The following is a 26,626-nucleotide window of genomic DNA, read 5'->3' as shown; positions in this document are numbered from 1 at the left end:
TCAAGGACGATCTAAGTTGGCTGAGTCTCTAATGCCATCCAAGCATCTAACCGCGATAGAAGTATTGCAAGGTGCGCCTTATGAATGGCCCCGACCAGCCGTACATCGCGCAGCTCAAGGGCATTGCGGATCATACGAAGCTCAATCAGCAACTCACTAACCTGTTGAGCGAAGTCCCTATGTTGGAGCAGTGGAAACCAAAATTGCGCTGACCGAAAAAACAAAATGTCGTTCAAATTCCTGAGGGGTGCGTTGCTGCTCAAGCCATACAGCATACCGCGCTCACGAATAATAATCTCCGCGATTTGCCGCTTACCTCGCTGATGAAGAAGCGCACCGCAAGACTCCTCTAGTTCCTCGAACTCTTTAAGAGTTTCGCCAGTAATAGGAACCGGCGCGGACTCCGCCATAGCATCCATCAGCCGCATTCGAATGACGTATATATCACGGATCGATTTTAGGTCGACGGAAGTAACTTCGGTTCCGTTGCCGTGCTGGCTTACAATAAAACCCTCGTATTCGAGACGCTGCAAGACGGCACGCATAGGCGTGCGGCTGACTCCGAATTCGACCGCGAGTTCGCGCTCGTTCAACCGGCTGCCGGGCATGTAATCGAGAAGACAAATTCGGTGCCGTATTGCATGATAAATGTTAGCCTTTGTCATTCTGCCGCCGGGTTGGCCCGACAGGTATTTGGCCTCTTTAGTGTTATAGTCGATCAAATTGATATTCCTGAAATACATGGTGAACATTTTTGACCTTCGTAAAGTCCGCTGCATTGGGGCAACGGACATGGCACCAGATTAGGCTCCAGTTGGTAGCAGGGAGACGCTACGTGACGCACACGATCTGATCAGGCCATCGATTGGAGCATGATCTGCGGCTGGCTTCACAAGCGACCAGAGGCACCGCCTCACGCCTGCCATCAATCGCCAGATGCACCGCCGCTAAGCCGACGGCCACATCAAACCCGAACCATCCCACCTAGCTGTCTGGCTAGCCGGCCAGCATTGATGAAGTAGTCAACGCAACGGCGGCCACCGATTGTAACTTGTCCCTATGCTCGTCGGGTCAGGCAGTTCTGTGGCTTCGGATAGCCGCCATCCACGATCAGCCGAAGAGCTTGGAGACCCGATCCCATCAGTTCCCTCGGCCGACCCTTTCCAGGTGCGGAAAGGTCCTTACGAACCGCCCGAATTTATGCTCTCCGCATGTGATAGGCAAATAGCGCGAGGGGTTCGATGGAGATACGTAGCTTTCAAGAGGTTCAACCACGGCATCGTAGTCCGCGTCGATGAAGAATGGAATCGAAAACCGCTCACGCCCGGACGTGTTCACGACCCGATGAAAGTTGGCAATGTAACGTTCGTTGGTTAGTATCTGCAAAAGCTCGCCGATGTTGATGACGAAAGTCCCGGCAATTGGCGCTCCTTCAACCCAGACCCCTTCACGATTCATGACCTGGAGTCCTCCGACATTGTCCTGGGCAAGTATCGTGAGACTCCCGTAATCGACGTGCGCGCCAATGCCAATGACGTTCTCCTCCACCCGTCCCGACTGCGTCGGGTAGCGAAGCAACCGTTGATAGGTGATCGGATCCGTTACCCTGGAGTCAAAAAAATCCCTAGACAGGTCGAGGCTCAGCGCGACTCCTCTTAAAAGTTTTGTCGCGAGGTCCTTCATCGCCTGGTGATAGCCAAATACGGTCTCACGAAACCCGGGCAGCGCCGACGGCCACTGGTTCGGACCGAAAAAGGGACGCTCAAGAGTAGGCCGTTCGGGGCCGATGTCAAAACACTCTTTCAAATCTTTTGTGTTCGTTGGATCTGTGTTTTCACCAAAGATCTCTACGTAACCCCGCAATGCAACTCCCGAATTGGCCATATGAAGTTTCAACTTCTCTTCAAGCGGCTGGTCAAAGAACGCACGGGCTTGGGCGAACGTATCGTCCACCAATTGTGCCGGCACGCTGTGGTTCTTCACGTACATAAAGCCAACGTTCTCGAATGCCCAGCGGATGTCCTTTGCCACGCCCGAAGCGCCGCTGTCATCCAGAAGCGGCCCTACATCGACAATGGGTATTTTGTCGAAGGATTGACGCTGCGCACGGAATCTGTCGTCGAGGCCCGCAAGATCGGATGTGGTCACAGACATTCTCCCGTTTTGTGGTGGTCCGGAACGCTGCTTGAGAAGCAAAAGCCGTACCGTATCAGAAAGCTGTGTGATTCTAATAGGTTGCGCTTAGGTGTCCATTTCTACGTGCATGACGAGCAAAAATTTGTCGGGTTTCCGACAAGACGCCGATTAGATCAAAAGGCACCGGGGATCTTATGGCTGGAGTGCGAAGAGAACGCTATCATTCTCACCCGATCTGTAAGAAACGTCGTCTAGAGCGGCGGACGTTCAGATTGAACTAAGCCGCTAGTCGCGGCAATTGGTGCCCGCTTTGAGAGACGCCTCCTGTCTGAGAGGATTTGGGTGTTGCAAACCCATCCTTCAGACAGGAGATCCAGATGGCTGAGATGAGCCCTCTGCGTCGCCGGATGATCGAGGACATGACAGTCCGCAATCTATCTCCGGCCACGCAGCAATCCTACCTTTATGCAGTCGCAAAGTTTAGCCGCTATTTTGGCCGATCGCCCGATCGGCTGGGCCTTGACGATATCCATGCCTTCCAGGTTCACCTCGTGTCGAAGGGCATCTCCTGGTCGGGATTGAACCAGATCGTCTGCGCACTCCGGTTCCTCTATGGCGTAACGCTCGGTCAGGATACCATCCCGGAGCATATTCCGTATGCGCGCGAGCCTCGCCAGTTGCCGGTAGTTCTTTCCAGCGACGAGGTCGTCGAATTTTTGCAGGCTGTCTCCAGCTTGAAGGCGCGGGTAGCTCTGACAACAGCTTATGCCGCCGGTCTCAGGGTCTCGGAAGTCTGTGGTCTTCGCGCCAACGATATCGACAGCTCAAGGATGGTGATCCACATCACACGCGGCAAAGGCGGCAAAGCCCGCTACGTCATGCTGTCGCCGGAACTACTCGGGATCCTACGCAGCTATTGGCGCTTGGCGCGACCCAGGGACATTCTGTTTCCCGGGCGCGATTCTGACAAGCCGATCGAGCCGTGGGTGCTGCATTCCGCCTGTCGTTCGGCGGTTGCGGCTGCGGGCCTTTCCAAGCACGTCACCGTCCATACGCTGCGGCATTCCTTTGCCACTCATCTGCTCGAGAACGGGACCGATATTCGCATCATCCAGGTCCTGCTCGGACACGCCAACCTCTCGACGACAGCGCGCTATGCCCAGGTCTCCACCGACACGATCCGGTCGACGGCCAGTCCGCTCGATCGATTACGACTGGAGGTGACGCCGCCGGAATCGTAATCGGTTGCGCCCCACCTTCGAAGTCGCCGACATCTTTCGACGGCATGGGAGTTCCTACAGGCGTGAGAACGCCGGTCATCTGGGCCGCGGCGAGCGACGCGTCATGGGCGCGATCGAAGCTTGCCGGACACCCAGGCTCGGTGGTCACGTCGATGCCTGCGACGATTGCGGCAGGACCCGCATCTCCTATAATTCCTGCCGCAATCGCCATTGCCCGAAGTGTCAAGGCGCGGCCCGCAAGGAGTGGGTCGATGCACGCGTCGCCGATCTGTTGCCGGTCCCGTACTTTCATGTGGTCTTCACGCTACCACCTGGCATCGCCGAGATCGCCTTTCACAACAAGGCGGTCGTCTATGCATTGCTGATGCGGATCGCAGCCCAGACGCTGCAGGCCGTTGCCGCCGACCCCAAGCGGCTGGGCGCCGAGATCGGCATCGTCGCCGTGCTTCACACCTGGGGCCAGGCCATGACCCATCATCCCCATGTCCATTGCGTCGTGCCCGGCGGCGGTCTCTCGCCCGGCAGGTCAAGATGGGTCGCTTGCCGGCCGGGCTTCTTTCTGCCCGTGCGCGTGCTGTCGCGCCTGTTTCGGCGGCTCTTTCTGACTGCCCTTGCCGACGTCTTCGCTCACGGTGAACTCCGCTTCTCCAACGAACTCAGCCATCTCAACGACGCCGAGGCGTTCACCCGCCATCTCGCGCGTGCTCGCCGCGTCGAATGGGTTGTTTATTCGAAGCCACCGTTCGGCGGCCCTGACCAGGTGCTTGCCTATCTCGGCCGTTACACCCATCGTGTTGCCATCGCCAACAGCCGCATCGTCGAGGTCGATGACGGCCATGTTGCCTTCAGATGGAAGGATTACCGTGGCAATGGTCGGGACCGCGAGAAGATCATGCGCCTTGACCCGCGCGAGTTCATCCGGCGCTTTCTTCTTCACGTGCTTCCCGCCGGCTTCCACCGCATGCGTCACTTCGGCTTTCTCGCCAATAGTCACCGACGGGATCGGATCGGTCTCTGCAGGCAGCTCCTCGACCAGCCATCACCAGCAGGCGGGCAGCAGCAGGCCGGCAAATCACAGCACAGGCAGTCCTACGAATGCCCTGACTGCCGGCGTCCCATGCACAGGACAGGGATCACTGTTGCGCCTGTTTCGCCGCCCCGGCCATCATCTTTCTGGTGCGATACATCATGAACTCCGACAATCCGCACCCCCTCCGATATGCCCGCAAAACCAAGCGCCCCGCCTGCGCGCGACACCGCTTGGCCCTGGTCACACCGAAAGACCGACAGTGTGCATTGAGAGCGCAAAAATCGCCACCGATCGCCCGCCAAGCTGCTCGCGAAGGTCGCCGGATCAAGCCAAAATTCGGTCGTGCCACCGCTGCACGCGACGAATTCGCTATCGCCGTCAAACAGCGTGCCCTACTATCTCCATAACAGCGGCTAACAACCCGCGCCTTACTTCAATCCGGCTTATGTGAGGTCGCTCGAGCTCGCCGCGACGACCGATGCGACCTCACATAACCCTCCAGATTGAATGATTGAATCGCGAGGGATTCCGATGATGTCGGGTTTGGATTGGCCGGGATAGGGGGACGCCTCACGGCGCCGCCCCTCCCACACCACCGGGCATACGGGTCCGTACCACGGCGGTTCGATCGGATTAAGCTTGGGCAGAGACGAGGCGAGGTTGTGTTTCGCCGTCAGCCAGGGCCGCCAGATAAGCCTGCACAGCTCGCACCTCTCCCAGAAAAGCTTCGGTTGATTCCCCCGCAATGAGCGACCAAGTCTATTTCCATACTGCCGGGGAGGTCGATAGGTGAGCAACAACCCTTGGCGGCTTTTTCGTACGCATGGTGCGCCGTGGCAACTGGAGCAAGCGGTCGATCGTTGAGGCGCTCATCGGCAGGATCGTGTGGCGTATCTCCTTCTTGAGCTTCAAGTGTCCATTGCGTTCCAGCGCCGGCACTCACTTGGCCGACGCAATTTTTGGGGCTTCTGATCACTGCGCTTAATCGGCCGAAGCAGCTTACAGCTTGAGGCCCGGATTGCTCACGGTCAACTTTGAGAAATGATGCCCTGGAATGCATCCTAGATTTGGACGGGGGCGAAGAGGGGCCTTTGCCTTCGTGAGCCGATGTCTCTAGCGGAGCTTCTACGTCGGCCCTGCTGGTTGCCACGCGATAAGCAGGCTCCGATATTCCAGCCTATGCGAGGAGCACGGCCCGCGCGGCAGCGGCTGTCATGGTGCTTGAGCGCCTTTCGTCGAAACCACTTGGCCTCAGTGTGATTTCGCGGCGCTGACCAAAGTTCCACCGTAGAGCACTTCGCCGGGTGGTGCGGAGATGTAGCATGATGCGTAGACATAGCCGGTCGTGCGCTCCAAGCGACCCTCAATGCCGATCTCAGTCATAGCAGTCAGGATCCCCTGCCGTTCCATCGTTGTGGAAAAACGGCGCTGACGTTGTCTGAACCGGTCTATGAGCCTGGTTTCCAACGCAAACCCCCGAAGGGCCGCGGCGATGTCGTCATACCTGAAGGGGTGCATTGCGAAGGCGACAACCCACGGGCGTGATGCCGCCGTGGCATCATACACGCGTGCAAAGGTTCGCTCCGTGGCGTATCCCACACATCCTGTGCTGATGACGATATCTGCATCCGCCATGGCGCAACGCTCCTTGAACGTCAAGTTCCGGGTTTCCAGATTAGCGGGGATGCCGGCCTCCAACAGGCCCTGATCTCGCGCATAGCGAACGGCGCGGAATGACGGATCCACGCCGACGAACTGGATGTCATCACGAAGGCCGCGATTGCGAAAGAAGGCGCGATGCTCGATTTCGTGTCGGCCCGAAAGCGATCCCCTGGATCCCAGATAGGCCGCATACAGATCGTCGAGATCGAGATCGGTGCGCAGCAAGGCAGCATTGACCCCGTAGGAGCAACCAATATCAATAATCTTCAACCTTGCCTTGTTTCGGACGCGTCGATAGTCAGCGAAGATCCTTTCGAAGACCGCCTTGGCCCGATCTGGAAGCATATAGTCCAGGGCTAAATGCGCGCGAAAATAGGCGTGCGGCCACTTGCGGTTATATGCTGCGGAGAAGTCGTGCTTCAGCCACTGAATGCTGGTGCGCATTGCACTTGCCCTCACTATTGTCCTGCTCCCTGCCCTTGCCTTTGAGATCGCAGCCGACCACCTCTGTCCGAGGTCGACAGCCGCGGAGAGCGAAATTATCGCAGTTAGCCGCAACATGAATTTCGGTCGGCAGCTGCTGCCTACCGAATGGGGAGCTTCAACATTCGTGCCAGTAGCACGGGAAAGAGACGCAGAATTGATTTTCTGCATGTCTTTCAATGACTAACTGGCATGCTAAGAATCCGGCCGACCATTACCGTGTCGCAGACGCGACTAGCGAACGCGCTGTAGGTGTCGGGCGGCGTTGTCCCAGGGATGGATCGAAGGGTTCCTCCGGGTTTTGTCGCAAACTCGGAGTAGGCTGGAATCGTTACAAAATTTCGCCGTAATGCTGGCAGGAACGGGGGCACGTACTGGCAAGCCATTCAAACAAAATAGATTTTTGACCTGGCACGACTTTTGCCGTGTAGACAATGCTCGTAACTTCCTAAAAAATAATGGAAAAATGTCCATGACCAAATCCGATCTCGACGATAGGCTTCGCGCGCAACGCCAATCCTTCGACAAAATACCCATTGTCGATGTAGGGCCGCTTCTGGATGACAGCGGCGCTTCGGGCGTGGCAAAGGACATCCGCTGGGCATTCGAGAACGTTGGCTTTATGTACGTGAAGAACCACAGCGTGCCGGCACAATTGGTGGACGATACGTTCGCCCAAGCCCGTGCGTTCTTTGACCAGCCGCTTGAAGAGAAGTTGAAACTTCATATGGCCAATTCGGGAGTTGCATTGCGGGGTTACGTAGAGATCTTTGGTGAAAACACAGATCCAACGAACACAAAAGATTTGAAAGAGTGTTTTGACATCGGCCCCGAACGGCCTACTCTTGAGCGTCCCTTTTTCGGTCCGAACCAGTGGCCGTCGGCGCTGCCCGGGTTTCGTGAGACCGTATTTGGCTATCACCAGGCGATGAAGGACCTCGCGACAAAACTTTTAAGAGGAGTCGCGCTGAGCCTCGACCTGTCCAGGGATTTTTTTGACTCCAGGGTAACGGATCCGATCACCTATCAACGGTTGCTTCGCTACCCGACGCAGTCGGGACGGGTGGAGGAGAACGTCATTGGCATTGGCGCGCACGTCGATTACGGGAGCCTCACGATACTTGCCCAAGTTGTGACTCTGCGACGCGTAATAGCTGAGCTAGGCGGCGTCGGCGAGGATTCGGCGGATCTCGTTGCCGATGGTCTTTCCATTCGGGATGACGAGCGTAAGGCCATAACCTGCCATGGGTAGTTTCTTCGACTGAAACCAAATTGAGTGTTCGACCTCGATTGAAGGACGGACTGATGAAGAGAAAGCGGTTTACGGAAGAGGATCATCGCGGATCTGCGCGAGCATGAGGGGCTGCGCCAGCCGCACCAGCTCATGCATCATGTTGATGGCCTGTTGAAAACCGAGTGCGTCACGCTCGGCAGCGCTTCGGTGTTACGAACTCCGACCTAATTCGCGCTTTTATTTCGGAGGTACCTGTTTGACCAGATCCAACGTTACAGAGGGTCTGGAATTTGCCGATCAGAGCCAGAACAGCGGCCGAATGACGAAGACCGATATTTATCATGCACTGCGGCAACTGCGGCCGTCCGCCGTGACCCATGCAAGTTGCGTGCCTGTTGGCGCTCCTTTGTGAGTTACGCCACTCGTCCAATACCGACAGGTCGGCCCGACCGACCGTTTCGTCGGGTTTCCGACATTCTTGTCCAGCTTCGGACAAGAGGTTGTGGATGGAGATGCGCGGTATCGTTCACGTTGACGAGGTGGGATCCGGTCACCGCATGAGGAGTATGAAGAAGCCCGGGTACTCGGGAGGTGGTCAGCGCGGGAGGTCAGCCACGAAACGGTGGGGCCGTTGGGCGAGAAGTCCGGACAAAAGCCCTAGTCTATAGTCTAGTTTCCGTCCATAGTGTGCTGCAGCAAGCAGAAGGAGGTTCGATGGTGAACTGACAACATGCTGAGAAGCTGCGTGAAAGATGAGGGTGGGCCCCTCGGGATCGGCTTTCAGGAGCGGGTCTCAAACCAGCCCAAGCTGCTGTGGTAGAAGAGCCATGGTGGTTAGCGTTGGGTCAAAAGCCGCGGACATGATCTGGGGCAGGTAGGCATCCGGAAGATGAGCGCAAGCAAACCCTTCGATGACGCGTCGTTAGTACTCTTTGATACCACTAAAACCGAGGGCGTATGGATCTCTCGGGACAAGTCCGTCGGGAGCCTGATGACTGGGCGGACAGTGGACGGCGTATAGGGGGCATGAGCCGGATGCAGGCTTTTGCGCGGAACTGCAGGAACCAACTTTCTGATGCCAAGGGAGAAGCACAAGCGGCACACCACCGTGAGGCGAGAGTACCGATGCAGGAAGTTGGGGCGGATCGACCCGTAGTAGTGACGAAGGTCCTGTAATGGGGCTGGAGCGAAGGGGGCGGATCAGGTGGTCGTATTTTGAAGCAACTGGCAACAGGATGACAACGACAGATGCGACAGACAAGCCGTTTATGATCGATAAGCGGCTGGTGTACGAAGCCTACAAAGCGGTCAAATCCAATGGTGGTGCGGCTGGCGTGGACGGGCAGACGATCGAGGCATTCGAAGCCAACCTGGGGAGGAATCTCTACAGGATCTGGAACAGGATGAGCTTGGGAAGCTACTTTCCGCCACCGGTCCGTGCCGTCCCCATTCCCAAAAAGACTGGGGGCCAGCGGATTTTGGGTGTGCCCACCGTGAGCGACAGGATCGCGCAGATGGTGGTCAAGCAGCTCATCGAGCCGGAGCTCGATCAGATCTTCCTGAAAGATTCCTACGGTTACAGGCCGGGAAAATCGGCACTCGATGCCGTAGGGGTCACGCGTCAGCGGTGCTGGAAATATGATTGGGTTCTGGAGTTTGACATCAAAGGTCTGTTTGACAACATCTCGCACGAGCTTCTGCTCACGGCAGTTCGCAGGCACGTAAAGAGCAAGTAGGCATTACTATACATCGAGAGATGGCTGACAGCGCCCATGGAAAAGGATGGACAGAGGATTGAACGGAACTGCGGAACTCCGCAAGGGGGCGTGGTTTCGCCGATTTCTTTCAAATCTTTTTCTGCACTATGCGTTTGATCTGTGGATGAAACGGACACATCCCGACCTCCCATGGTGTCGGTATGCGGATGATGGGCTGGTGCACTGCCGGACCGAGCAGGAAGCAGAAGCCGTCAAGGCTGTGCTTCAGGCGAGGTTGGCGGAATGCCAACTGGAACTGCACCCGACGAAGACCAAGATCGTCTACTGCAGAGACTCCAAACGCAGAGGGCAACATCCGAACGTGACGTTCGACTTCCTCGGATATTGTTTCCGACCGCGCGCGGTATGGGGAACGCAAAGCGGGCGACTGTTTTGCGGCTTCACACCAGCGGTCAGTTCCTCGGCGCTGAGAGCGATGCGGGAAAAGATCAGGGACTTGCACATCCGCCGACAGACGCAGCTCTCGCTGGACGACATCGCCCGGCTGGTCAATCCGCTCCTCAGGGGGTGGATCAGCTATTATGGACGGTACGCGCCAACGGGGCTGCAGCCCATACTTCGCTACGTCAATCAGACGGTGCTTGCGTGGGCAAGGCGGAAGTTCAAGCGCTTTGGCAGGGGTAAGGCTCGGGCAAGTCGGTTCTTACAACGGATCGTCAAGCAGCGCACCGATCTCTTCGTGCACTGGCAACTCGGTCTGATCGGCACGTTTTCCTGATGGGAGCCGTGTGAGCTGAGAGGTTCACGCACGGTTCTGAGAGAGCGGAGGCGCGCAAGCGTCTCCGCTACTCGCCAAGGCCGGTTTTTCTGAGGTTTCAAGGGTCGTTTTGGCCGCGCAACCGGTGGTGCTTGGCAGCGTATAGCGCGGCAATCTGGGAGAGAAGCCGTATTGCCTCACCCTGGAATGCTCCCGAACGATCTTTCCGTTGCCTCACCAAAATGTCCCCTGGGCTGGGATTCGATCAATGCGCGATTAGCTCGATTGCCGACTCGACGTGCATTGGGCCGAACACCATCGCGTGTGCCTTTTCCTTCCGCCAGATCTTCAAGCGCCGCTGCAGCGTGCGCAGAAGCGGATCAGGATATTGTCCCGGCTGCTCCGCCTGCAGACGCACCAGTAATTCGCGGCTCGTCCGCCAAGGCTCTTCGTCGAACCACGCGCGCAACTGGCCTGTGACCTTCACGAGCGGATCCGGTCGGCGACGCCCTCGCTTTTGCCTCGGCTTGGCTCGTGCGGTTGGGCGGACTCCCCCCTCCTTCCAAGCCGTTCGCAGACCGGACAGGAATTGGTCCAGCGCCGGATCGCTCACCAGCGCCGGCGTGCAGGATTCATCGGCAATGTTGACCAGGCGCTGCTGCGCCGATCGCATCTCCTGCAGCAGCTTTACCGGGTCCAGCCTCGACTGTGTTTGCGCAAGCTTGGCACGAACCGGTTCAGGCGTGCGTGGATCTGCCAGCAGTCGCTGGCAAGGTGTTGCCGCAGGGTGATAGCGCTTGCGCACGCGGGCGCCGTCCCGTTCCTTTCCGGCCAGCTTGAAGGAGGGTTGGAAGAAGTTCACGAACAGCCGAACCGTCGAATAGAGCTGTGCAAGGGCAGCAGCGGCTTCGAGCCCCTCGAGCCGGCGATACCCGACAATGCGTCGCACCACGGCGCCGTTCTTCTGTTCGACGAAGGCCTGGTCATTTTTGCGGTAAGGACGGCAGCGGGTGAACTCGATGCCGGCATCCAGACAGTAGTCGCGTATCGTCTCGTTCAGGAACACGCTGTCATTGTCCGTGTCGAATCCGAGAAGCTGAAATGGCAGGAGCCGCCGCAATACCGTCAGCACCTCGCTCAACAGCTTCTGTTCACGCACCAGCAAGGGCGCGCATTCCGTCCATCCGCTCGCGACGTCGGTAAGACAAAGCGTCTGTATGAAGCTTCCCCGCGTCGTCGGTCCGCTGTGCGCCACCAGGTCGGCCTCGACGAATCCAGGCGGAGGATCCTGCCAATCGGAGAAGGTTAGGATCGGAATGCTGCGCCGCAGCGCGGTGGACGCTGTACTGCGACGGCGTCTCGGCCCACCAGCGATGTCTCGAACCTCGCGAAGGGCGCGGTCGATCGTCGCCGCGCTCATCGCCAATAACCGTGTGCGGATCTCGGCGGTTAGATGCAGATGCCCGTGACGCTCCATCGCCTCCACCAAAATCGGTATCAGCATCTTTAGACGCTTGCCGCAGATGCGGTCCGAAGCTTCCCAGAGCACGATCAGCGCTTCGCGCACCGCGTCGTCATAAAGCCGGCGCTCCGGTCGCGGGCCCGAACGCTCCGCCGGTGGTCCATTCCGCAGCAACCGCATGGCATGCTTGCGGTGAAAGCCGCTTACCGCCGCGAATTCATCGAGAATGCGCGACTTCTCTGCCCGATCGCCTCGGGCGTAGCGCGCCGCTACCACCTTCACCAGCTCATCCCGCGTCGCCATGCTTATCCGCCTCATCTGATTTGCTCCCGCCCCAAAACTGCGGGGAGCAAATCAGATGAGGCAACGGCCCAACATCCGGGAGCAGTTCAGGCGATGCAATGCGCGCTCTCACGTTCATTGCCGCGCCGCAGCAGCGCGTGGTGGCACGAGGCGTGCAGACCGCGAGCGAGAGCATTTGCAGCGGCCATGCCAGCATAGGGTATCGGCCAGCGCCCGCCGGCGTGCCACTGAGCGCGACCCGATGAGTGGCGTCAGACCGGTTTGAGGCGGGTGAAGAGTGCGAGATTGTAAGCCACCACAGAGGACCAGACATAGGTCTTGAAGTGGTCGAGCCCGCGCCAGGTGCAGCGCCCGAAGCCGTAGGCACGTTTGAGGCAGGAGATGCCGGCCTCGATGCCGGCGCGGAAGTTGCGCAGCTTGCGACAGACCCACTTGCTTTTGACCATGTCTTCGACCTTGAGGCCGCTCTTCTTGTGGCTCCTGATAACTCAACTGGCGGTGCTGCTTGAGCAGCGCGCATCGCAGCACCGCTTCCCCCGGCAGGCCCTCGCGGCCGGTCCCCTTGACCCCATGCCGGCGCAGGTCCCGCGTTACCAGGTTCAACAGATCGCGATGCTCGTCCAGCCACTGCGACATCGCGCTGAGCTCACGGCCGATCTCGGCGGCCAATTGAGATCATATCAATTTCTTATTTATGTCTAGTATGGAGCTCGCAGATCATTCATCGAGACATAGATCGTCTTCATCTCTGTATAGTGTTGTAACGCAAGCTCGGAATTTTCTCGACCGACCCCCGATAATTTTGAACCGCCGAAGGGGGGCTTCGACCGGCGCAAGATTATAGGTGTTGATGTGGCAGGTTCCTGCTTCGAATTCTTTGGCCACCCGATGGGCTCGAGTAAGGTCACTAGTGAATACCCCTGCCGCCAGGCCGAACTCGGCCGCATTGGCTCGTGTGATTACCTCCTCTTCGGTTTTGAACTCCAGCACGGACATAACGGGACCGAAGATTTCCTCTCGCGCTATCGTCATTTCGTCTGTCACATCCGCAAAGACCGTGGGTTGCAAATAAAAGCCCGGCCTGTCCAGCTGAAGTCCTCCGTGAACGAGTCGCGCGCCCTCCGCGAGGCCTTTGGCAATATAAGCTTTCACTATTTCCAACTGGCGTTCACTCACCATAGGTCCAAAGTTGACCTGTGGGTCCATTGGGTCGCCGATTTTTGCTGAATCTAGTCTCGAGGACAGCCTTTCAAGGAAGGCAGTCTTTATTCGTTTCTGCACGAAGGGCCCAAGGCGCCGATCCCGAAGAGTAGCAAGAGCCCGCGAAAGACATCAAATGCCGGTAAATCGGAAAAGCTCGAAAGCGTTTAACTTCCACACGCCGAATAGAGAAGCAGCCTGTTATGGGACGCTGTCCGGGGTGATGGTGCAGCTGTTGCAGCACGCGGATGCACTGGGCAGCGCCGGCCCATGGCACGATCACTGCCGCGCGGCGAAGAAGCGGTCCCGGGCGATCGAATATACCCGCGGCCGCCCGAAACGGGTGAAGCACTACCGCGAGCTGCTCAGGATCACACGCACCACCTTGGGCTATCTCCAGCAGGCGGCTGTGCAGCTGACAGGATTGGCCAGTTCCATGCGCTTGGCATGTGTCATCTTCGTCTTCAAGATGCCTCCCTGGTGGTGAAGGCATCATGGCGGCATGCGCCTTCACGAGTAACATTTTAGGTGAGGCAACGAGCCCGCGCGGTAACATTTTCCAATGCGACAGGCAGGCCCAAGTCCGCCACTACCGGCCGCTGATCGAGCGGATCATCGCCCAGACCGAACAGCGGGGCCTAGCACGCGAGCCGGTCCCGGCCGGCGAGAAGCTGGTGAGCCTGTTCGAGCCGCATACCGATATCATCGTCAAGGGCAGCCGCGACGTCGATTACGGTCACAAGCTCAATCTGACCACCGGCCGCGGCGGACTGATCCTCGATGGAGCGGGTCGATCAGCCGAGTCACGCTACCTCAGAATGCCAAATCGGCGGTATCCCCCTGAATGATCGGATCGAGGGATTGATCTCAAACACGGTCCGCAGTTCCTGGTTTCTCTAGCGTGCCGAAAAGAGCCAGAACCAACAACACATTTATGATCGCCACCGCAAACAGCATGGCGAGCGCACCGTTCGTACCGAGCCTCGTGATCAGCTGTGCTCCCAGCGAGGGCGATGCGGCCTGCATGATCAGGCTCGGCATGGCGATGCGCCCCATGATCGATGGGTAAAGGTCGTCACCAAAGACGGCGAGCGGCAGCGTGCCGCGGGCGATGGACTCTAAGCCAATTCCCGCCCCGTAAAATACGAGTGCTACAGTCACGATTGGAGCGTTCGCCCACAGAAGGCCAACTCCAACGGCAACGAATACGGTCGAGGCAATCTTCGTCCAGATCGGATGATGGAAGCGACTGATTGCCATGTCGATCGCCCGTGCGCCGACTTGACATGGCCCGACAATCGCCCCGAGCGCGACCGCGGCGGCGAGCCCGATGCCACGAGCCTGAAGGATTGTCAGGAGATAGACGGAAAGCAGTGTTGAGCTGATCGAGCTGATGGTAATGACGAGCACCATTAGCATAAACAGCAGCCTCGATCCTGGCGGTAGAGGGCGCTCGCCCAAGTCCCCGCGATCGCTTGCGACGACGGCTCGTGTCTCTCGTTTCTGCTCTTTCGGTAGCGCAAAGACATAGATCGGCAGCAGCACGAACAGATCCATGCCCGCATAGATCAGGCATGCGCTGCGCCAACCGAACTCGGAGACGAGCATGGCCGAGAGCGGCCAGCTGATGGTGCTGGCAAAGCCCCCGAATAGGGTCAGCGTCGCAATCGCGGTTCGCGCACGCTGGCCGTATATGCGGCCGAGCGTCGCGAATGCCGGGTCGTAGAGACCCGCGCCCATGCCGACACCGAGCACCAGCCATGAGACGATGTAGATCAGCAGGTTGGGAGAGAGCGCCAAGCCGATTAACCCGGCAGCAAGAAAGGCGGCGCTCGTCGCCAGCACAAGGCGACCGCCAAACCGTTGGATCTTGTCGCCGACAAGCGGCGAGACGATGCCGGCTACGAGCAGGCCGAGTGAAAGGCCACCGACAATCCAGGCCACCGGCCACCCCGTATCGCAGGCGATGGGCTGCTCCAGTACGCCCAGCAGAAAGAAGGAGGACCCCCATGCGAGTATTTGCGTCATGCCAAGAACGGGAACGATCGTCCGAAGACGGGGTTCATTCCCGATTGGCGCAGACGGATTTGAGGGGGTTATCTTCACGCCGCAACTCCGTAGCCTCGTGCCTTCTTGCCATCTTCCTTAGCGATTGGATCGGCGACGTAGGCATCATTCATGATCATACGATTGAGCTCGCCATCGAAGTCGTCGTCCTCGCCGTCGCAGACGCCGAGGATTTCACCCGCGTCATCACCCCCGTAGAGGTGCACGACCTCGCGCGAGCAGACCTTGAAGCAGCGGCCGCAGCCGATGCAGGTGGTGCCGTCGACAGCGGTTAGATATTGCGGCGTCCATCTGGAGCGTCGCATGTGACGAAGGCGGTCGTCATCGTGAACTCTCCAAGGCAGCGAGCTCTGTCTTGGCTGCATCCAACTCGGCAAAAACATCGGCTGTTTTTCAGCGATCGCCTTGATCTCGGTCCAGTTGACCGGGAGGTCCCTCGGCAAGGTCGTGCAATTTCATCCTTCGCAGTTCCCGCACGCGACTGCAACTTTCGAACCTTCTCCGGCAGATCTTCTGGTGCCAACGTCGGGATATCGATGGCTGCGATCGCGGCGTCGACCAGTTTTGTACCGGCCTCGGGGAACTTCCGGAACGCCTCGAAGCCGAACCGATGGATGCCGATTGGTCCGCTGCGGTGCTGCGAAGTATTGACCGCAACGGACCAATCAGTGCGATCCGCGCGGCGAGATGCAGGACTGTATCCTGCGCCTTCGAGTTCGGAGATCGGCACTGGCACTGGCATGTTGCTTTCCTCGCTCTATCGATCGCGATGTCACCCAGGACATAAATGTGAGTTGGCAATTCCTGCCACTTTACGATGAGGGTGCCTCAAAAATCGTGCCAACTGAGTCAAAAAGAGTCTCACAAATTCTCCATAATTTCAGACCTGTATTAGAGCGCGGCAGGAGGCGATGCCGAACAGCCCCTGTCGCGAACTCGACAAACCCGACAGTAGGTTTCGGTTGTCCGCCGTCTTTTCAGCAAGGGCAAACGGGATTGCTCCGGGAAAGTGGAATTCACGCCTCATTCGACCGCGCTCGGCATTGGCAGATCATGCCCTTTGTTGGTTCCAACGCCTGCCACTCGCCCAGAGGGCGCTAAGGCGAGCATCGCGATGATGATGATCGCAAGCCGGACCCCCGAGCCCGTGATGGCGATCGACGCGCCTGGGCAATGCGAAGGCGCGCCAGCGCTTTACCTTCAAGCGTCCCGTTCTTCGGCCGCGATCTTCCGCAGCCATTTGCGCCGCAGTACCGCTGCCGGCGAGAGCGTCCAATTGTCGTTCCATGTCAGATAGTATCCCCCAGGCGCGGGCAGCCCTGAGGTCGGTGATCCTGACGAGCTTGCCCCCTTCTATCAACGCTGCACCAGCCGGTGCCAGCCCGCGGCAACGCCCTGATTCGCCTGAGCGGCCTGCAAGGCCACGAACAGTTTGCCGAACCTCCGGCCACGGGCAGCCCGTGGGGAATCCCGGCGCGACGAAAGACCTTGCCCCAGTCAGCCCATCCAGGATCGGCCCCATTTCATGTGCAGGAGCGGAAGCTCGAGAGTGACTCGGCAGTGGCAAAGCCAGGACCGCAGGCCGGGTAGACGTGATCGCATCGATGTGGCTGATACCGCTCATGCCACGAATCTGGGTCAAGTATTCTGATATTCGACCATATCATTTCCGACCATTCGCGCGCGCCGAGGTTGAGTTGCGAATCTGGTACGGCTCCGGCTCGTGGCCCGACGAGACCGCCGAACTCCTATCTGACGACGTCGTGTGAAGGGCACGACGGCGAGCACCCGATCAGGCGTAGCTGGTCGGGGTTGCGCAGCCCGATCGGGCGCGTTCCAGCTTGGCTCCCTGGCTTTAGATCCCATGACGGCGGCCGGCGCTCTGTCAGGGTGAGGCTGCATCGAAGCACTCACTCAACAGGAGATCGCCGTGGAGAATGTGTCTGCCCAACCTGGAGTCCCAAACGCTGTCCGTGTCGACCTTGGAGCGATCTTTGTCTCCCTGGAGCTGAGCCGCTCGACCTGGCTGGTTACGTCGTTGTCGCCGGGCAGCGGCGACAAGATGTCGAAACGTCCTGTGGATGGCGGCGATATTGCCGCACTGATCAACTTGTTCGAAGACCTTCGGAAGAGGGCGTTGTCACGGACAGGGCGATTGTTCCCTATCGTGACCATTCAGGAGGCTGGTCTGGACGGCTTTTGGATTCATCGAGTCCTGGAAGCCAATGGGTTCGAGAGTCACGTCGTCGACGCGGCTTCTATCGCAGCGTCCCGTCGTCGCCGGCGCGCGAAGACGGACAAGATCGACGGGGAGGCATTGGTTCGAGCACTTCTTGCCTTCAAGCGTGGCGAACCGCGCGTGTGTGCGATGGTGAAGGCGCCAAGTCCGGATAACGAAGATCGGCGTCGCATTTGCAGGGAACGCAAGGTCCTAATTGCGGAAAGGGTGGAGCACGTCAATCGTATCAAGGGTCTGCTATTTGCCCAAGGCATCAGCGGTTACGAGCCGCTTCGGAAGGATCGACGCAAACGACTCGACGGACTGGTGACAGGCGATGGCCGGCAGTTGCCTCGGCACCTAAAGGCTCAAATAGATCGTGAACTCGATCGCCTTGAACTGTTGCTTCAGCATATCGCCGCGGTGGAACAGGAGCGCGATGCAATGATGTCCGCCACAAGGATGCTCCACATACAGCGCCTGGACCTGCGGCCGTGCTGGGTGCTCTCAAAGGGATTGGATCGGAGTTCGCCGCTATCCTCTTGGCCGAAGGGTTCTCTCGCCATTTTGACAACCGACGCCAAGTCGCCGCCTACGCAGGATTGGCACCGACGCCGTGGCAAAGCGGAACCATTGATCGTGAGCAAGGCGTATCGAAAGCGGGCAATCCGCGGGTGCGCACGACGATGATCCAACTCGCGTGGTTGTGGCTGCGGAACCAGCCGCATTCGACACTCAGCCGTTGGTTTGCTCAGCGGGTTCAATCGAATGGGGGTCGGCTGAAACGAAGCACGATCGTTGCCCTGGTGCGCAAGCTGCTGGTGGCGCAGTGGAAGTACGCCGCGTTCGGGATCCTGATCGAAGGGGCCGTCATGAAGAACGCGTGACGGCCGACCGGAGTCCAGAACCTCCCAGGGCTGATCAATCCTAGCGGATCCAGGTGAGCGAACCGCCTCAAAGTTTGGCTTCAAATGCCGCACTTTAGAATGGACTCGTTCTCCTGAGCCTTTGCCGCAACGCAAGCGGGATAGTGGTGCAGCCGAACGAGACGGCGACCGTATGTGAGTTTGAAACGGCAACGGAAACGTGCCGCGTCGAGCGAAATGGCTCAGACCTTGGATACCGATGAAGCAACCCTAAAGGCTTCGCCATGGACAAATGAAATTGCCTTGACGCATCACTCCTCATGTGAGCTTTGAGAGCGGCTTTTGAATCGCCAGGAAGCGTTTCCGGTCTCTAGGATCTCGCAATGTTGGGTGAGCCGGTCCAACAAGGCGGTGGTCATTTTGGCATCACCAAAGATGCTCGGCAATTCGCCGAAGGCGAGATTGGTGGTGACGATGATCGAGGTTCGCTCGTAGAGCCTGCTGATCAGATGGAAGAGCAGTTGCCCGCCAGCCTGGGCGAAAGGCAGATAGCCGAGCTCGTCCATGACGACGAAGTCGAGCCGGGTCAGGTGATCGGCAATTCGGCCTTGGCGGCCAGCGCGGGTTTCGGTTTCCAGTTGATTGACCAGATCGACGACATTGTAGAAGCGGCCGCGCAGGCCGGAGCGGATCAGCGCCCGGGCGATGGCGATCGCCAGATGCGACTTTCCGGTACCGGTTCCACCCACCAGAACGGCGTTGCGATGATCGGCAGCAAAGGTGCCGTTGGCGAGTTCGCGGATCAGCGCCTCGTTGACCGGTGTCTCGGCAAACTCGAAGTCCTCGATGTCCTTGGCCAGCGGCAGCCTGGCGACGGTGAGCTGGTATTTGATGGAGCGCGCCTGCTTCTCGGAGATCTCGGCCTGCAACAGATCGCCGACGATCCTGGGCGGCTCGTGCTGAGCTTGATGCCATTGCCCATGATCTCGTCATAGGACAAGCGCATCCCGTAGAGCTTGAGGCTTCCCATCAATTCCAGCACCTGAGTGCGTTCCATGGCTCGTTGTCCTCCTGAGGCTGTCATAGCGAGCGCAATCGGCGACCGGTTCATGGGTCAGCCGAAGCGTCTCGGGGGTGGAAAGGGTCGCGCTGGGCGCCGGATCGCGGCCGCGGGCGAGGATGTTGATGATCACTGCCGATGACCAGACGCCGTGATCAAGCGCCTCCTGGCAAGCCGCCTCGACCGCGGCGAGGCCATCGGTAAGCACGCAGGCGAGGATGTTCACCATCTGCCGATCCCCGTCATCGACTGACTTAAGCCGGCGACGCACCTTCTCCATCGCCGCCGGCAGCACCCAATCGCGGAACGGCGCGCCGTTGCGAAGAGCTCCGGGCTTGCGGGCCAGAACCGGGACATAGTGCCAAGGATCGTAAACCGTTTCGCCACGCCCGAACGAGCGCTCATGCTCGCCGACAACGACGCCGTCCTGGCGGATGACGATGCGGTCGGCATAGGCGTGGATCTCCACCGGACGGCCGACGGCACTGGAAAGCACCGAGTATCTGTTGTTGTCAAAGCGAACCGGGATGCAGTGGAAGCCATCGAAGCGGCCGGCATAGGGAATGAAGTTGCCGCGCTCGGCCTCGAACATCTCCCAGACCGTGCGATCGCCCTGTTCAGGATGCCGGTGTACCCTGGCATAGGCGATGCATCGGTCAAGCAGCCAGGCGTTGAGTTCCTCCAGGTTTTTGAAGCGGAGCCTCGGCGTGAAGAAGCGCTCGCGCACCGGCCCGACCTGGTTCTCGACCTGGCCCTTCTCCCAGCCCGACGCCAGCGTGCAGGCCACCGGCTCGACAAGATAGTGGCCGCACATCTGCTGGAAGCGGCGGTTGTATTGCCTCTCCTTGCCGACGGAGATCGTCTCCACAGCCGTCTTCATGTTGTCATAGATGCCGCGCGTGCAGGCGCCCCGGAAGAAGGCAAACGCCCGGTCGTGCGCGTCGAACACCATCTCCTGGCTTTCGCGCGGATAGGCCCTGACGAAGAACATTCGGCTATGGCACAGCCGCATATGCGCCACCTTCACCGCCGTCGTCACCCCGTTCAGGACAACGATCTCGTGGCTCCAGTCGAACTGGTAGGCTTCGCCCGGCGCGAAGATCAGCGGAACATACGCATCGGCGGCGGCGCTGCCCCGCTCTTCCTCAAAGGCCCGCGCATGCCGCCAGACCGAGCTGTAGCTGCCGTCATAGCCAAGATAGCGAAGCTGCTCAAAAATCCGGATCAGCGTCAGCCGTTCCCGCGACGGCTTCGTCGCATTGGTCGCCAAAAACTGCTCAAGCTCATCGCGCCATGCACCCATCCGAGGCAACGGCTGATGCTTGCGCTCGTAGCGGAACTCCGTCTGCCCCGAACGCAGGACCTTGCGGACCACCTTCCGTGAGACCTTCAATTCCCGGCAGATCTGCTTGATCGATTTGCCCTGAACCAGCGAAAGCCGGCGTATCTTTGCAATCGTCTCCACAACCAACATCCAAAACAAATGCCTCCGATGAAACCGGAAGCAGTGTCACGCCCCTGCGTTAAGGGGGTCCCGTTTGGATGAAAACGACCCCTCAAGCAGGGTCCCTATTCCATGAAAAATCACAAACAGACCTTATGCAGCGAATTTTAGATTCAGATGACTAGATTGGTCACCCGCCCCACGTTTCTTCCGTTGCCTCTTGCGTTGATCCCGCGCTCCGATCGCCGATAGTGCCGGCTATACCGCCGCCGGCTCGGCAGCGCACACTAACGCGGCGGTCTCGCCCATGGCCCTGTGATATTCGACGGCAACCTCGTCCACTACGTCCCCCGCCGATTGGATTTCGGAGGCGGCGGAAACTGTATGGCCCGCGCTCCAAATATCCTCCCAACGCTTCGGCCCTTTTCCTGCTAAGTCGGCGCTGAACCTCTTGCGTGCTTCTTCAACGCTTAGCGGTATTGCGAGTTCGGCGAGATCGAGACCGGCTTTCAGGATCGACGGCCGAAGGTAATTGGCATCGAATCCGTTTATCGCCTTCGTCAGATGGATGTCGTCGATCCCTGAATGAGCCACCATTTCCTTGTGACCCTGCGGTGCCAGGCTCTCGTGCGTCGCGATGAAACGTGTACCCATCATACCGAAGTCGCACCCCAGCACCTGTGCTGCCAAAAGTGCATAGCCGTCGGATATGCCACCAGCTAGGCCCACCGGTCCATCATAGATCGAGCGCACAGCTCTGACGAACGATAATCCGTTTAGCCAGCCGGTCTGTCCTCCTGCGCCTGCGCTCAGAAGCACCAATCCGTCGGCACCCACTTTGATCGCCTTTTCCGCATGTCGCATAGTGGCGACATCTGTCAGGACTACGCAGCCAACATCATGCAATTGAGGGATGATTGCCTCGGGAGATCCGACGCTTGCAAGCACGATCTTGACCCGGTGCTTGACCAAAACATCGACATCGGCTTGAAGGGCCTCAGGTGATCTACGCATGACGATGTTAGGACAGCATGGTGCCGAGATATCATCCGACTCAGCACAAGCTCGCTCTATCTTCTCCAGCCACTCGTCTAGCTGTTTCGGCGTACGCGCATTGAGGGTTGGAAAAGCCCCGATGGCGCCCTTCCGGCAGACTGCTGAAACGAGTTCGGGTCCCGATACTCTCTGCATCGGTGCCGCGATCAGGGGGATGCGCAACCGGGAGGTGATTGATGCAGGCAAGCCCATTTCGCTTATCCTATTTGTTAATCTGCTTATGCGCTGGGCTACCGATGCCGGGCCAGCCGCATGACTGCATCCACAGCGACCGCCCCCTGCCCCCGGGGGCGTACGATCAACGGATTGATTTCGGCCTCGACGAAGCGCTCCTCGCTGGATAGGGCGAATTGGGTAAACTTTTCGATGGTGTCGACCACCGCTTCAATATCGCCCTTCGGTCGACCGCGCCAACCGTCAAGCAACGGGAACAGTTTTAGACTACACAGGGCCTCGGCAATCATAGCACGCGAGGCGGGCAACAGGATGGTGGCGGTATCACGCAGGAGTTCTGCTTCCGTGCCGCCCATTCCAATTGTGAGGGCAAGGCCCATCGAATCCACCCGGCGTATGCCTAGAAGCAACTCGCCGAGTCCATCTTTCACCATCTCTTCCACCAGAAACTTCCGAATGGAGAGCTCGGGCGCAGAATGCTTTAGTTTCTCCGCCATGGCGCGCACGGCTTGCAAAGCCTCTTCGGGCGTCCCCAGGCCCAGCACAACGGCTCCCAACTCGCTTTTGTGTGCCAGTCCTGCGCTAAGCGCCTTTACTGCCACAGGAAAATTGAGTTCGTCCAGCCGACCCGTTTGATCTGGCGTCACAACGACACTTCGAGGCACGGCTATGCCGGATGCACCCAGTTCGGCTTTGGCAGCCGCCTCGTCGACAGCGATCTCCTCGGCCTCACCGATTCGGTACCTTGGCAGAAGAATTTCTTCGGCGGTCCTTTGAGAAAGAACATCCGCCAGTTCCCACGAGCGCATCGCATTTGACACGGCGCGGATGCCGTCTTCCATCCCCTGCAGCGGGACCAATCCGTCTGCTATCATCCGTTCTCGGACGCGTCGTGGTAAAGCTTCTGGCATGGTGTTCACAAAGGCAGCAGGAAGCTGACGCTCGCGCGCTGCCTGCGCGAATGCCCTGGTGGTGTCGTCCCAACTTTTTGGATCCCAGCCGCCTTCAGGGGGGTAGCACATAACCTGCAGTGCCATGTCACGATCATCCGACAAGTATGCTCGGTACAAATTCAGATTCTGATCGAAGCCCGCCTCGCCTCCGGAAGAGATGTCGAGAGGGTTTGCGGGACGAACAAAGGGCGGCAGGTATTTTTCAAGCTCTGCTGCCGCTTGCGCCGAGGGCGTTGGCAGGTCAAGTCCATTAACTTCGGCGATGTCGCTGCCAATCACCGCATAGGAGCCAGCATCAGTTGCGTATGCCGTGCGACGCCCTTTCACTCTGGGCGCGTACACAAGCATCTTCAGCGTCTCCAACGCCTCAGTCGGAGTGCGCACCTCGACAAATCCGAGCCGCTTAAACAGCGCGGAAGTCACGATATCATCGCCCGCAAGAGAGGCGGTGTGCGACTGGGTCGCTCGACGCCCAGCGCTTGTTCGGCCGCCCTTGATAACTACCACTGGAACACCTCTGCGGGCTGCTTTGAGACCTGCGGCAGAGAGGACTGCCGCGTCAGCAATGCCCTCCAAATAGAGGTTCACTGCCCGAATGCGTTCATCATCCAGAACCACATCCATAATGTCGGCCACAGTGATCATCGCCTGATTGCCGAGCCCAACGGAATAGGCCACCGGTAGCGACCGGTCCGCGCATCCCAGGTCGGAGAGGTACGACCCCCCATTGCTTATGAGGGCGACGCTGCCATTTTCATCATGGTTACCGAAATAGTTCATCATGAAGACGGAACGATCGGCAAAGTTGGCCACGCCCGGACAATTCGGCCCGATAATCGGCATTTCGCCTGCCGCTTCCACCAATTCGCGCTGCGACTTTTCTCCGCCATGCATTTCGGAGAAGCCAGCACTGTTGCATATCGCACCGGCGACACCGAGTTCCGAAATTTCCTTAACCACTCCCACTATATTCTCGCGAGGTACCGCCAGGAAAGCGACCTCTGGTACCTCCGGGAGGCTGGCGACGTTGGGCACACAAGGTATGCCCGCCAACTCGCTGCGACGCGGATTGACGACGTAGATCGACCCTCGAAATCCGCGCGCGCGACAATTGTCGATGGCGGGGATCATAGAAGCGCCGCCGATGAACACCGCACTTTGCGGCGCCAACATGCGTTTGATACGTTCCCGCCTAATCTCGCCTTTGCTATAATAATTCAAAACCTTGACTCCCATGATGGTGGCGACGGCATAGCGCGCCAGCCCAAGCTCCGAGGTACGCGCCTCCCAGCTCCCAGGGCGGCTCCGTGATACCGAAGGCTCTGATCGGCTAAGGGGGCGTCAACAACATCTTCGGCTCTCCCACCTACTCGGAGGGCCGTTCTTACTCACCTTCTCGGCGCTGCTTTAACCGTCATACTGATAATTCATCCAGCGAAAGAGAGGGCAATCTCCTTATGTAAAGGAAAGCGATGACACTTAGGCAATATCGTGTCAGGTAAGGAAATCAACTCAAATGTTCAATAATTTAATAATATCGTATATCATTTTAATTGATCGCTATGATAAATACGCGTAAATTCACTTTTATTTAATATCCAATCGCGAAAGTTTCATACTCACAATATGAGTTTCCATAACTTAGTAGGTTATCAAAGACTCAGCCTGAGCTTCGATATAGCACCGCGTAAAGAGGTTTTGTTGCAACGGCTGAATTGGGACACAGAGAGGCGCTGATGCGAGGTCAATCAAGCAGCGAGGATTTCGAACTGCTCGGCCAAGGACAGATTCGGATTGTGGGCGTACCTCGCCTGTCGTTTGCACATCATGTGGATCATCTCGAAGCTGGATAAATGGTTGTGGCGGTTGCCACCGACTTGAAGCCAAGCAGGGATAGGATGCCGCGCTTGATGCGCCGGTGATCCTGCTAGATCCGGTTGTTACCAGGCATGAATAGGCGCGACGCGGGACCTTTCCTAAAATCAACAGAATGACTGGCCAGATAAACCTTCACACTGGTCGGGATCATGCCGAGCGCACCGCTCTGCGGCGCGGCAATCAACGTGAGAGCGCGTATTGCCTCACCCAGGAGTGTTCCCAAAGAACAATGCCGTTCCTCACTCGGATGTTCTCGATTGCCTCACTGATTGTTCCCGGGATTTAGCCACTGCCGATCCTGTGTTGCTCGGGGATGATCTCACTGCACGACCTCTACAATTTCCGTCCGCGCGGCATCGGCGAATGGCCCGAACACCAACGCATTGGCTTGCGTACTGCGCCAGACCTTCATTCGACTCTGCACGGTTCGAATGAGGCTGACCTTGCCCCCAGTTTCTATCCAGTTTTGAGTTCGTTCCCGGCGTGGGTTGTGCCCTGCTGGGCGGGTGAAGCGACGGTCGCTGGTGCGGAGTCTTTGGTGTAGCGCAGCGCGAGCGACCATCGCGGATTGAAGGTGGTGGCGAACTCGGCCGGTGTCTGCCATGCGATTTGGGAGTGCGGCCGCGCGGTGTTGTAGTCGGCGCGCCACAGGGCGATGGCTACGCGCGCCTGAGCCAGCGAGGTAAACAGCGTCTCGTTGAGCAGTTCATCGCGCAGTCGGCCGTTGAAGCTCTCGATGAAGCCATTCTGCATCGGCTTGCCGGGCGCAATGTAATGCCATTCGACGCGGTTCTGACCCGCCCAGGAGAGGATGGCGTTCGAGGTGAACTCGCTGCCATTGTCGCTGACGATCATCCTCGGCCGGCCGCGCTCGGTGATGAGCCGGTCCAATTCGCGGGCAACCCGCATGCCCGAGAGAGACGTATCAACGATGAGTGCCAGGCACTCTCTCGTGCAGTCGTCGACGACGGCCAGGATGCGGAAGCGGCGCCCGTCGGTGAGCTGGTCCGATACGAAGTCAAGCGACCAGCGCTCGTCGGGCCTCAGCGGCACCAGCATTGGCGCCCTGGTCCCGATCGCCCGCTTGCGGCCGCCACGGCGGCGAACGGCGAGCTTCTCCTCCCGATAGAGCCGGAACAGCTTCTTGTGGTTCACGACCAGGCCCTCCCGCCTCAGCATCACGAGAAGACGCCGGTAGCCGAACCGGCGACGCTGCTGCGCGATCGCCTTCATCCGCTCGCGAACCTCGCGGTCGTCCGGCCTGCTGGTCTCGTAGCGAACCGTCATGCGGCAACAGCCGATGGCTTTACACGCCCGCCGTTCGCTCATCCCGAAGCCTTCCTTCAGGCGAGCGACAGCTTTTCGCTTGGCCGCGGGCGTCACCACTTCTTTCCCACGAGATCCTTCAGCGCGGCATTGTCGAGCATGGCGTCGGCCAGAAGCCGCTTCAGCCGCGTGTTCTCGTCCTCCAGCGCGCCTTCAGTCGCCGAGCCTCGGAGACATCCATCCCGCCGAAGCGGGCCTTCCAGTTGTAGATCGAGGCGTCGCTGACCCCGTGCTTGCGGCACAGATCGGCAACCGATACCCCGGCCTCATGTTCCTTCAAAATTCCGATGATCTGCTCTTCGGAGAAGCGGCTACGTTTCATGTCCTGGTCCTCTCGATGGGCCAGAACGAACTTCAA

The 26,626-nt window shown here is 58.7% G+C and carries 11 protein-coding genes and 10 pseudogenes; 6 read left to right on the top strand and 15 right to left on the bottom strand.

The features are described 5' to 3' along the window. Positions 1-11 precede the first annotated feature (11 nt). Positions 12-752 carry a GntR family transcriptional regulator gene (locus A6B35_RS33905; protein ID WP_006199606.1) on the bottom strand — a complete coding sequence of 247 codons (741 nt, stop codon included), beginning with the start codon at positions 750-752 and terminating at the stop codon, positions 12-14. 388 nt (positions 753-1,140) lie between these two features. Then, on the bottom strand, positions 1,141-2,154 hold the full coding sequence (locus A6B35_RS33900; RefSeq protein WP_065518424.1) for an isopenicillin N synthase family dioxygenase: 1,014 nt from the start codon (positions 2,152-2,154) through the stop codon (positions 1,141-1,143). A gap of 359 nt (positions 2,155-2,513) precedes the next feature. Here A6B35_RS33900 and A6B35_RS33895 point away from each other — a divergent pair, with 359 nt between their 5' ends. Both A6B35_RS33895 and A6B35_RS33890 read left to right on the top strand, forming a co-directional pair. Beyond that, positions 2,514-3,377 (top strand): tyrosine-type recombinase/integrase, encoded by an 864-nt coding sequence (locus tag A6B35_RS33895; protein ID WP_006199609.1) that lies wholly within the window; start codon positions 2,514-2,516, stop codon positions 3,375-3,377. 4 nt (positions 3,378-3,381) lie between these two features. Continuing rightward, positions 3,382-4,569, top strand: coding sequence for an IS91 family transposase (locus A6B35_RS33890; protein ID WP_040581808.1), 1,188 nt, complete (start codon positions 3,382-3,384; stop codon positions 4,567-4,569). Positions 4,570-5,658: 1,089 nt separating this feature from the next. On the opposite strand, the gene A6B35_RS33885 is transcribed toward A6B35_RS33890, so the two are convergent. Beyond that, positions 5,659-6,513 carry a hypothetical protein gene (locus A6B35_RS33885; RefSeq protein WP_006206353.1) on the bottom strand — a complete coding sequence of 285 codons (855 nt, stop codon included), beginning with the start codon at positions 6,511-6,513 and terminating at the stop codon, positions 5,659-5,661. A gap of 511 nt (positions 6,514-7,024) precedes the next feature. Here A6B35_RS33885 and A6B35_RS33880 point away from each other — a divergent pair. Both A6B35_RS33880 and ltrA read left to right on the top strand, forming a co-directional pair. Beyond that, positions 7,025-7,804, top strand: coding sequence for an isopenicillin N synthase family dioxygenase (locus A6B35_RS33880; RefSeq protein WP_083209877.1), 780 nt, complete (start codon positions 7,025-7,027; stop codon positions 7,802-7,804). Positions 7,805-9,021: 1,217 nt separating this feature from the next. Then, positions 9,022-10,282: pseudogene (ltrA, locus tag A6B35_RS37305) on the top strand (group II intron reverse transcriptase/maturase). Between the two features lie 244 nt (positions 10,283-10,526). Here the strand turns inward: ltrA and A6B35_RS33870 are convergent. The 3 genes and pseudogenes from A6B35_RS33870 to A6B35_RS33855 form a co-directional block, all read right to left on the bottom strand. Continuing rightward, positions 10,527-12,041: an ISNCY family transposase gene (locus A6B35_RS33870; RefSeq protein ID WP_065518422.1), complete on the bottom strand. Its 1,515-nt coding sequence runs from the start codon at positions 12,039-12,041 to the stop codon at positions 10,527-10,529. 236 nt (positions 12,042-12,277) lie between these two features. After that, positions 12,278-12,502, bottom strand: a pseudogene (locus A6B35_RS33865) (transposase); the annotation flags it as partial. A 222-nt stretch (positions 12,503-12,724) separates the two neighbouring features. Further along, positions 12,725-13,310, bottom strand: a pseudogene (locus A6B35_RS33855) (aldehyde dehydrogenase family protein); the annotation flags it as partial. 108 nt (positions 13,311-13,418) lie between these two features. Here A6B35_RS33855 and A6B35_RS37735 point away from each other — a divergent pair. After that, a pseudogene (locus A6B35_RS37735) lies at positions 13,419-14,041 on the top strand (hypothetical protein); the annotation flags it as partial. Between the two features lie 52 nt (positions 14,042-14,093). Here A6B35_RS37735 and A6B35_RS33840 read toward each other — a convergent pair. From A6B35_RS33840 to A6B35_RS37465, 3 genes and pseudogenes are all read right to left on the bottom strand, one after another. Continuing rightward, positions 14,094-15,254 carry an MFS transporter gene (locus A6B35_RS33840; RefSeq protein WP_006200004.1) on the bottom strand — a complete coding sequence of 387 codons (1,161 nt, stop codon included), beginning with the start codon at positions 15,252-15,254 and terminating at the stop codon, positions 14,094-14,096. Between the two features lie 149 nt (positions 15,255-15,403). Further along, a pseudogene (locus A6B35_RS33835) lies at positions 15,404-15,618 on the bottom strand (ferredoxin family protein); the annotation flags it as partial. Next, positions 15,615-15,816 (bottom strand): annotated as a pseudogene (locus A6B35_RS37465) (CCE_0567 family metalloprotein). The pseudogenes A6B35_RS33835 and A6B35_RS37465, both read right to left, overlap by 4 nt. Positions 15,817-17,232: 1,416 nt before the next feature. Between A6B35_RS37465 and A6B35_RS33825 the strand changes: the two are divergent. Further along, positions 17,233-18,398 (top strand): annotated as a pseudogene (locus tag A6B35_RS33825) (IS110 family RNA-guided transposase). Between the two features lie 290 nt (positions 18,399-18,688). Here A6B35_RS33825 and istB read toward each other — a convergent pair. From istB to A6B35_RS33795, 6 genes and pseudogenes are all read right to left on the bottom strand, one after another. Beyond that, positions 18,689-19,434, bottom strand: a pseudogene (gene istB / locus A6B35_RS33815) (IS21-like element helper ATPase IstB). After that, the gene (istA, locus tag A6B35_RS33810) at positions 19,367-20,911 is read right to left on the bottom strand and encodes an IS21 family transposase (RefSeq protein ID WP_006200010.1); all 1,545 of its coding nucleotides are present in this window, start codon (positions 20,909-20,911) and stop codon (positions 19,367-19,369) included. The pseudogene istB and the gene istA overlap by 68 nt, the downstream one beginning before the upstream one ends. A gap of 228 nt (positions 20,912-21,139) precedes the next feature. Next, the gene (locus tag A6B35_RS33805) at positions 21,140-22,129 is read right to left on the bottom strand and encodes an NAD(P)H-dependent flavin oxidoreductase (RefSeq protein WP_065518421.1); all 990 of its coding nucleotides are present in this window, start codon (positions 22,127-22,129) and stop codon (positions 21,140-21,142) included. Positions 22,130-22,167: 38 nt separating this feature from the next. Further along, entirely contained in the window at positions 22,168-24,300 is a 2,133-nt protein-coding gene (locus A6B35_RS33800) for an acetate--CoA ligase family protein (protein ID WP_065518420.1), read from the bottom strand. A 512-nt stretch (positions 24,301-24,812) separates the two neighbouring features. Further along, positions 24,813-25,006: pseudogene (locus tag A6B35_RS36500) on the bottom strand (IS6 family transposase); the annotation flags it as partial. A gap of 392 nt (positions 25,007-25,398) precedes the next feature. Next, a pseudogene (locus tag A6B35_RS33795) lies at positions 25,399-26,590 on the bottom strand (IS3 family transposase). Positions 26,591-26,626 lie beyond the last annotated feature (36 nt).

Origin of the sequence: Mesorhizobium amorphae CCNWGS0123 (assembly GCF_001686985.1) — a bacterium.
Taxonomy (GTDB): Bacteria; Pseudomonadota; Alphaproteobacteria; order Rhizobiales; family Rhizobiaceae; genus Mesorhizobium; species Mesorhizobium amorphae.
This window is presented reverse-complemented; position numbering and strand designations above follow the sequence as displayed.

Excerpts from the sequence above, each read along its gene's own strand:
- A6B35_RS33905 (WP_006199606.1), bottom strand. The coding sequence starts at position 752 with ATGTTCACCATGTATTTCAGGAATATCAATTTGATCGACTATAACACT.
- A6B35_RS33900 (WP_065518424.1), bottom strand. The coding sequence starts at position 2,154 with ATGTCTGTGACCACATCCGATCTTGCGGGCCTCGACGACAGATTCCGT.
- A6B35_RS33895 (WP_006199609.1), top strand. The coding sequence starts at position 2,514 with ATGGCTGAGATGAGCCCTCTGCGTCGCCGGATGATCGAGGACATGACA.
- A6B35_RS33885 (WP_006206353.1), bottom strand. The coding sequence starts at position 6,513 with ATGCGCACCAGCATTCAGTGGCTGAAGCACGACTTCTCCGCAGCATAT.
- A6B35_RS33880 (WP_083209877.1), top strand. The coding sequence starts at position 7,025 with ATGACCAAATCCGATCTCGACGATAGGCTTCGCGCGCAACGCCAATCC.
- A6B35_RS33870 (WP_065518422.1), bottom strand. The coding sequence starts at position 12,041 with ATGAGGCGGATAAGCATGGCGACGCGGGATGAGCTGGTGAAGGTGGTA.
- A6B35_RS33840 (WP_006200004.1), bottom strand. The coding sequence starts at position 15,254 with ATGACGCAAATACTCGCATGGGGGTCCTCCTTCTTTCTGCTGGGCGTA.
- istA (WP_006200010.1), bottom strand. The coding sequence starts at position 20,911 with ATGTTGGTTGTGGAGACGATTGCAAAGATACGCCGGCTTTCGCTGGTT.
- A6B35_RS33805 (WP_065518421.1), bottom strand. The coding sequence starts at position 22,129 with ATGGGCTTGCCTGCATCAATCACCTCCCGGTTGCGCATCCCCCTGATC.
- A6B35_RS33800 (WP_065518420.1), bottom strand. The coding sequence starts at position 24,300 with ATGGGAGTCAAGGTTTTGAATTATTATAGCAAAGGCGAGATTAGGCGG.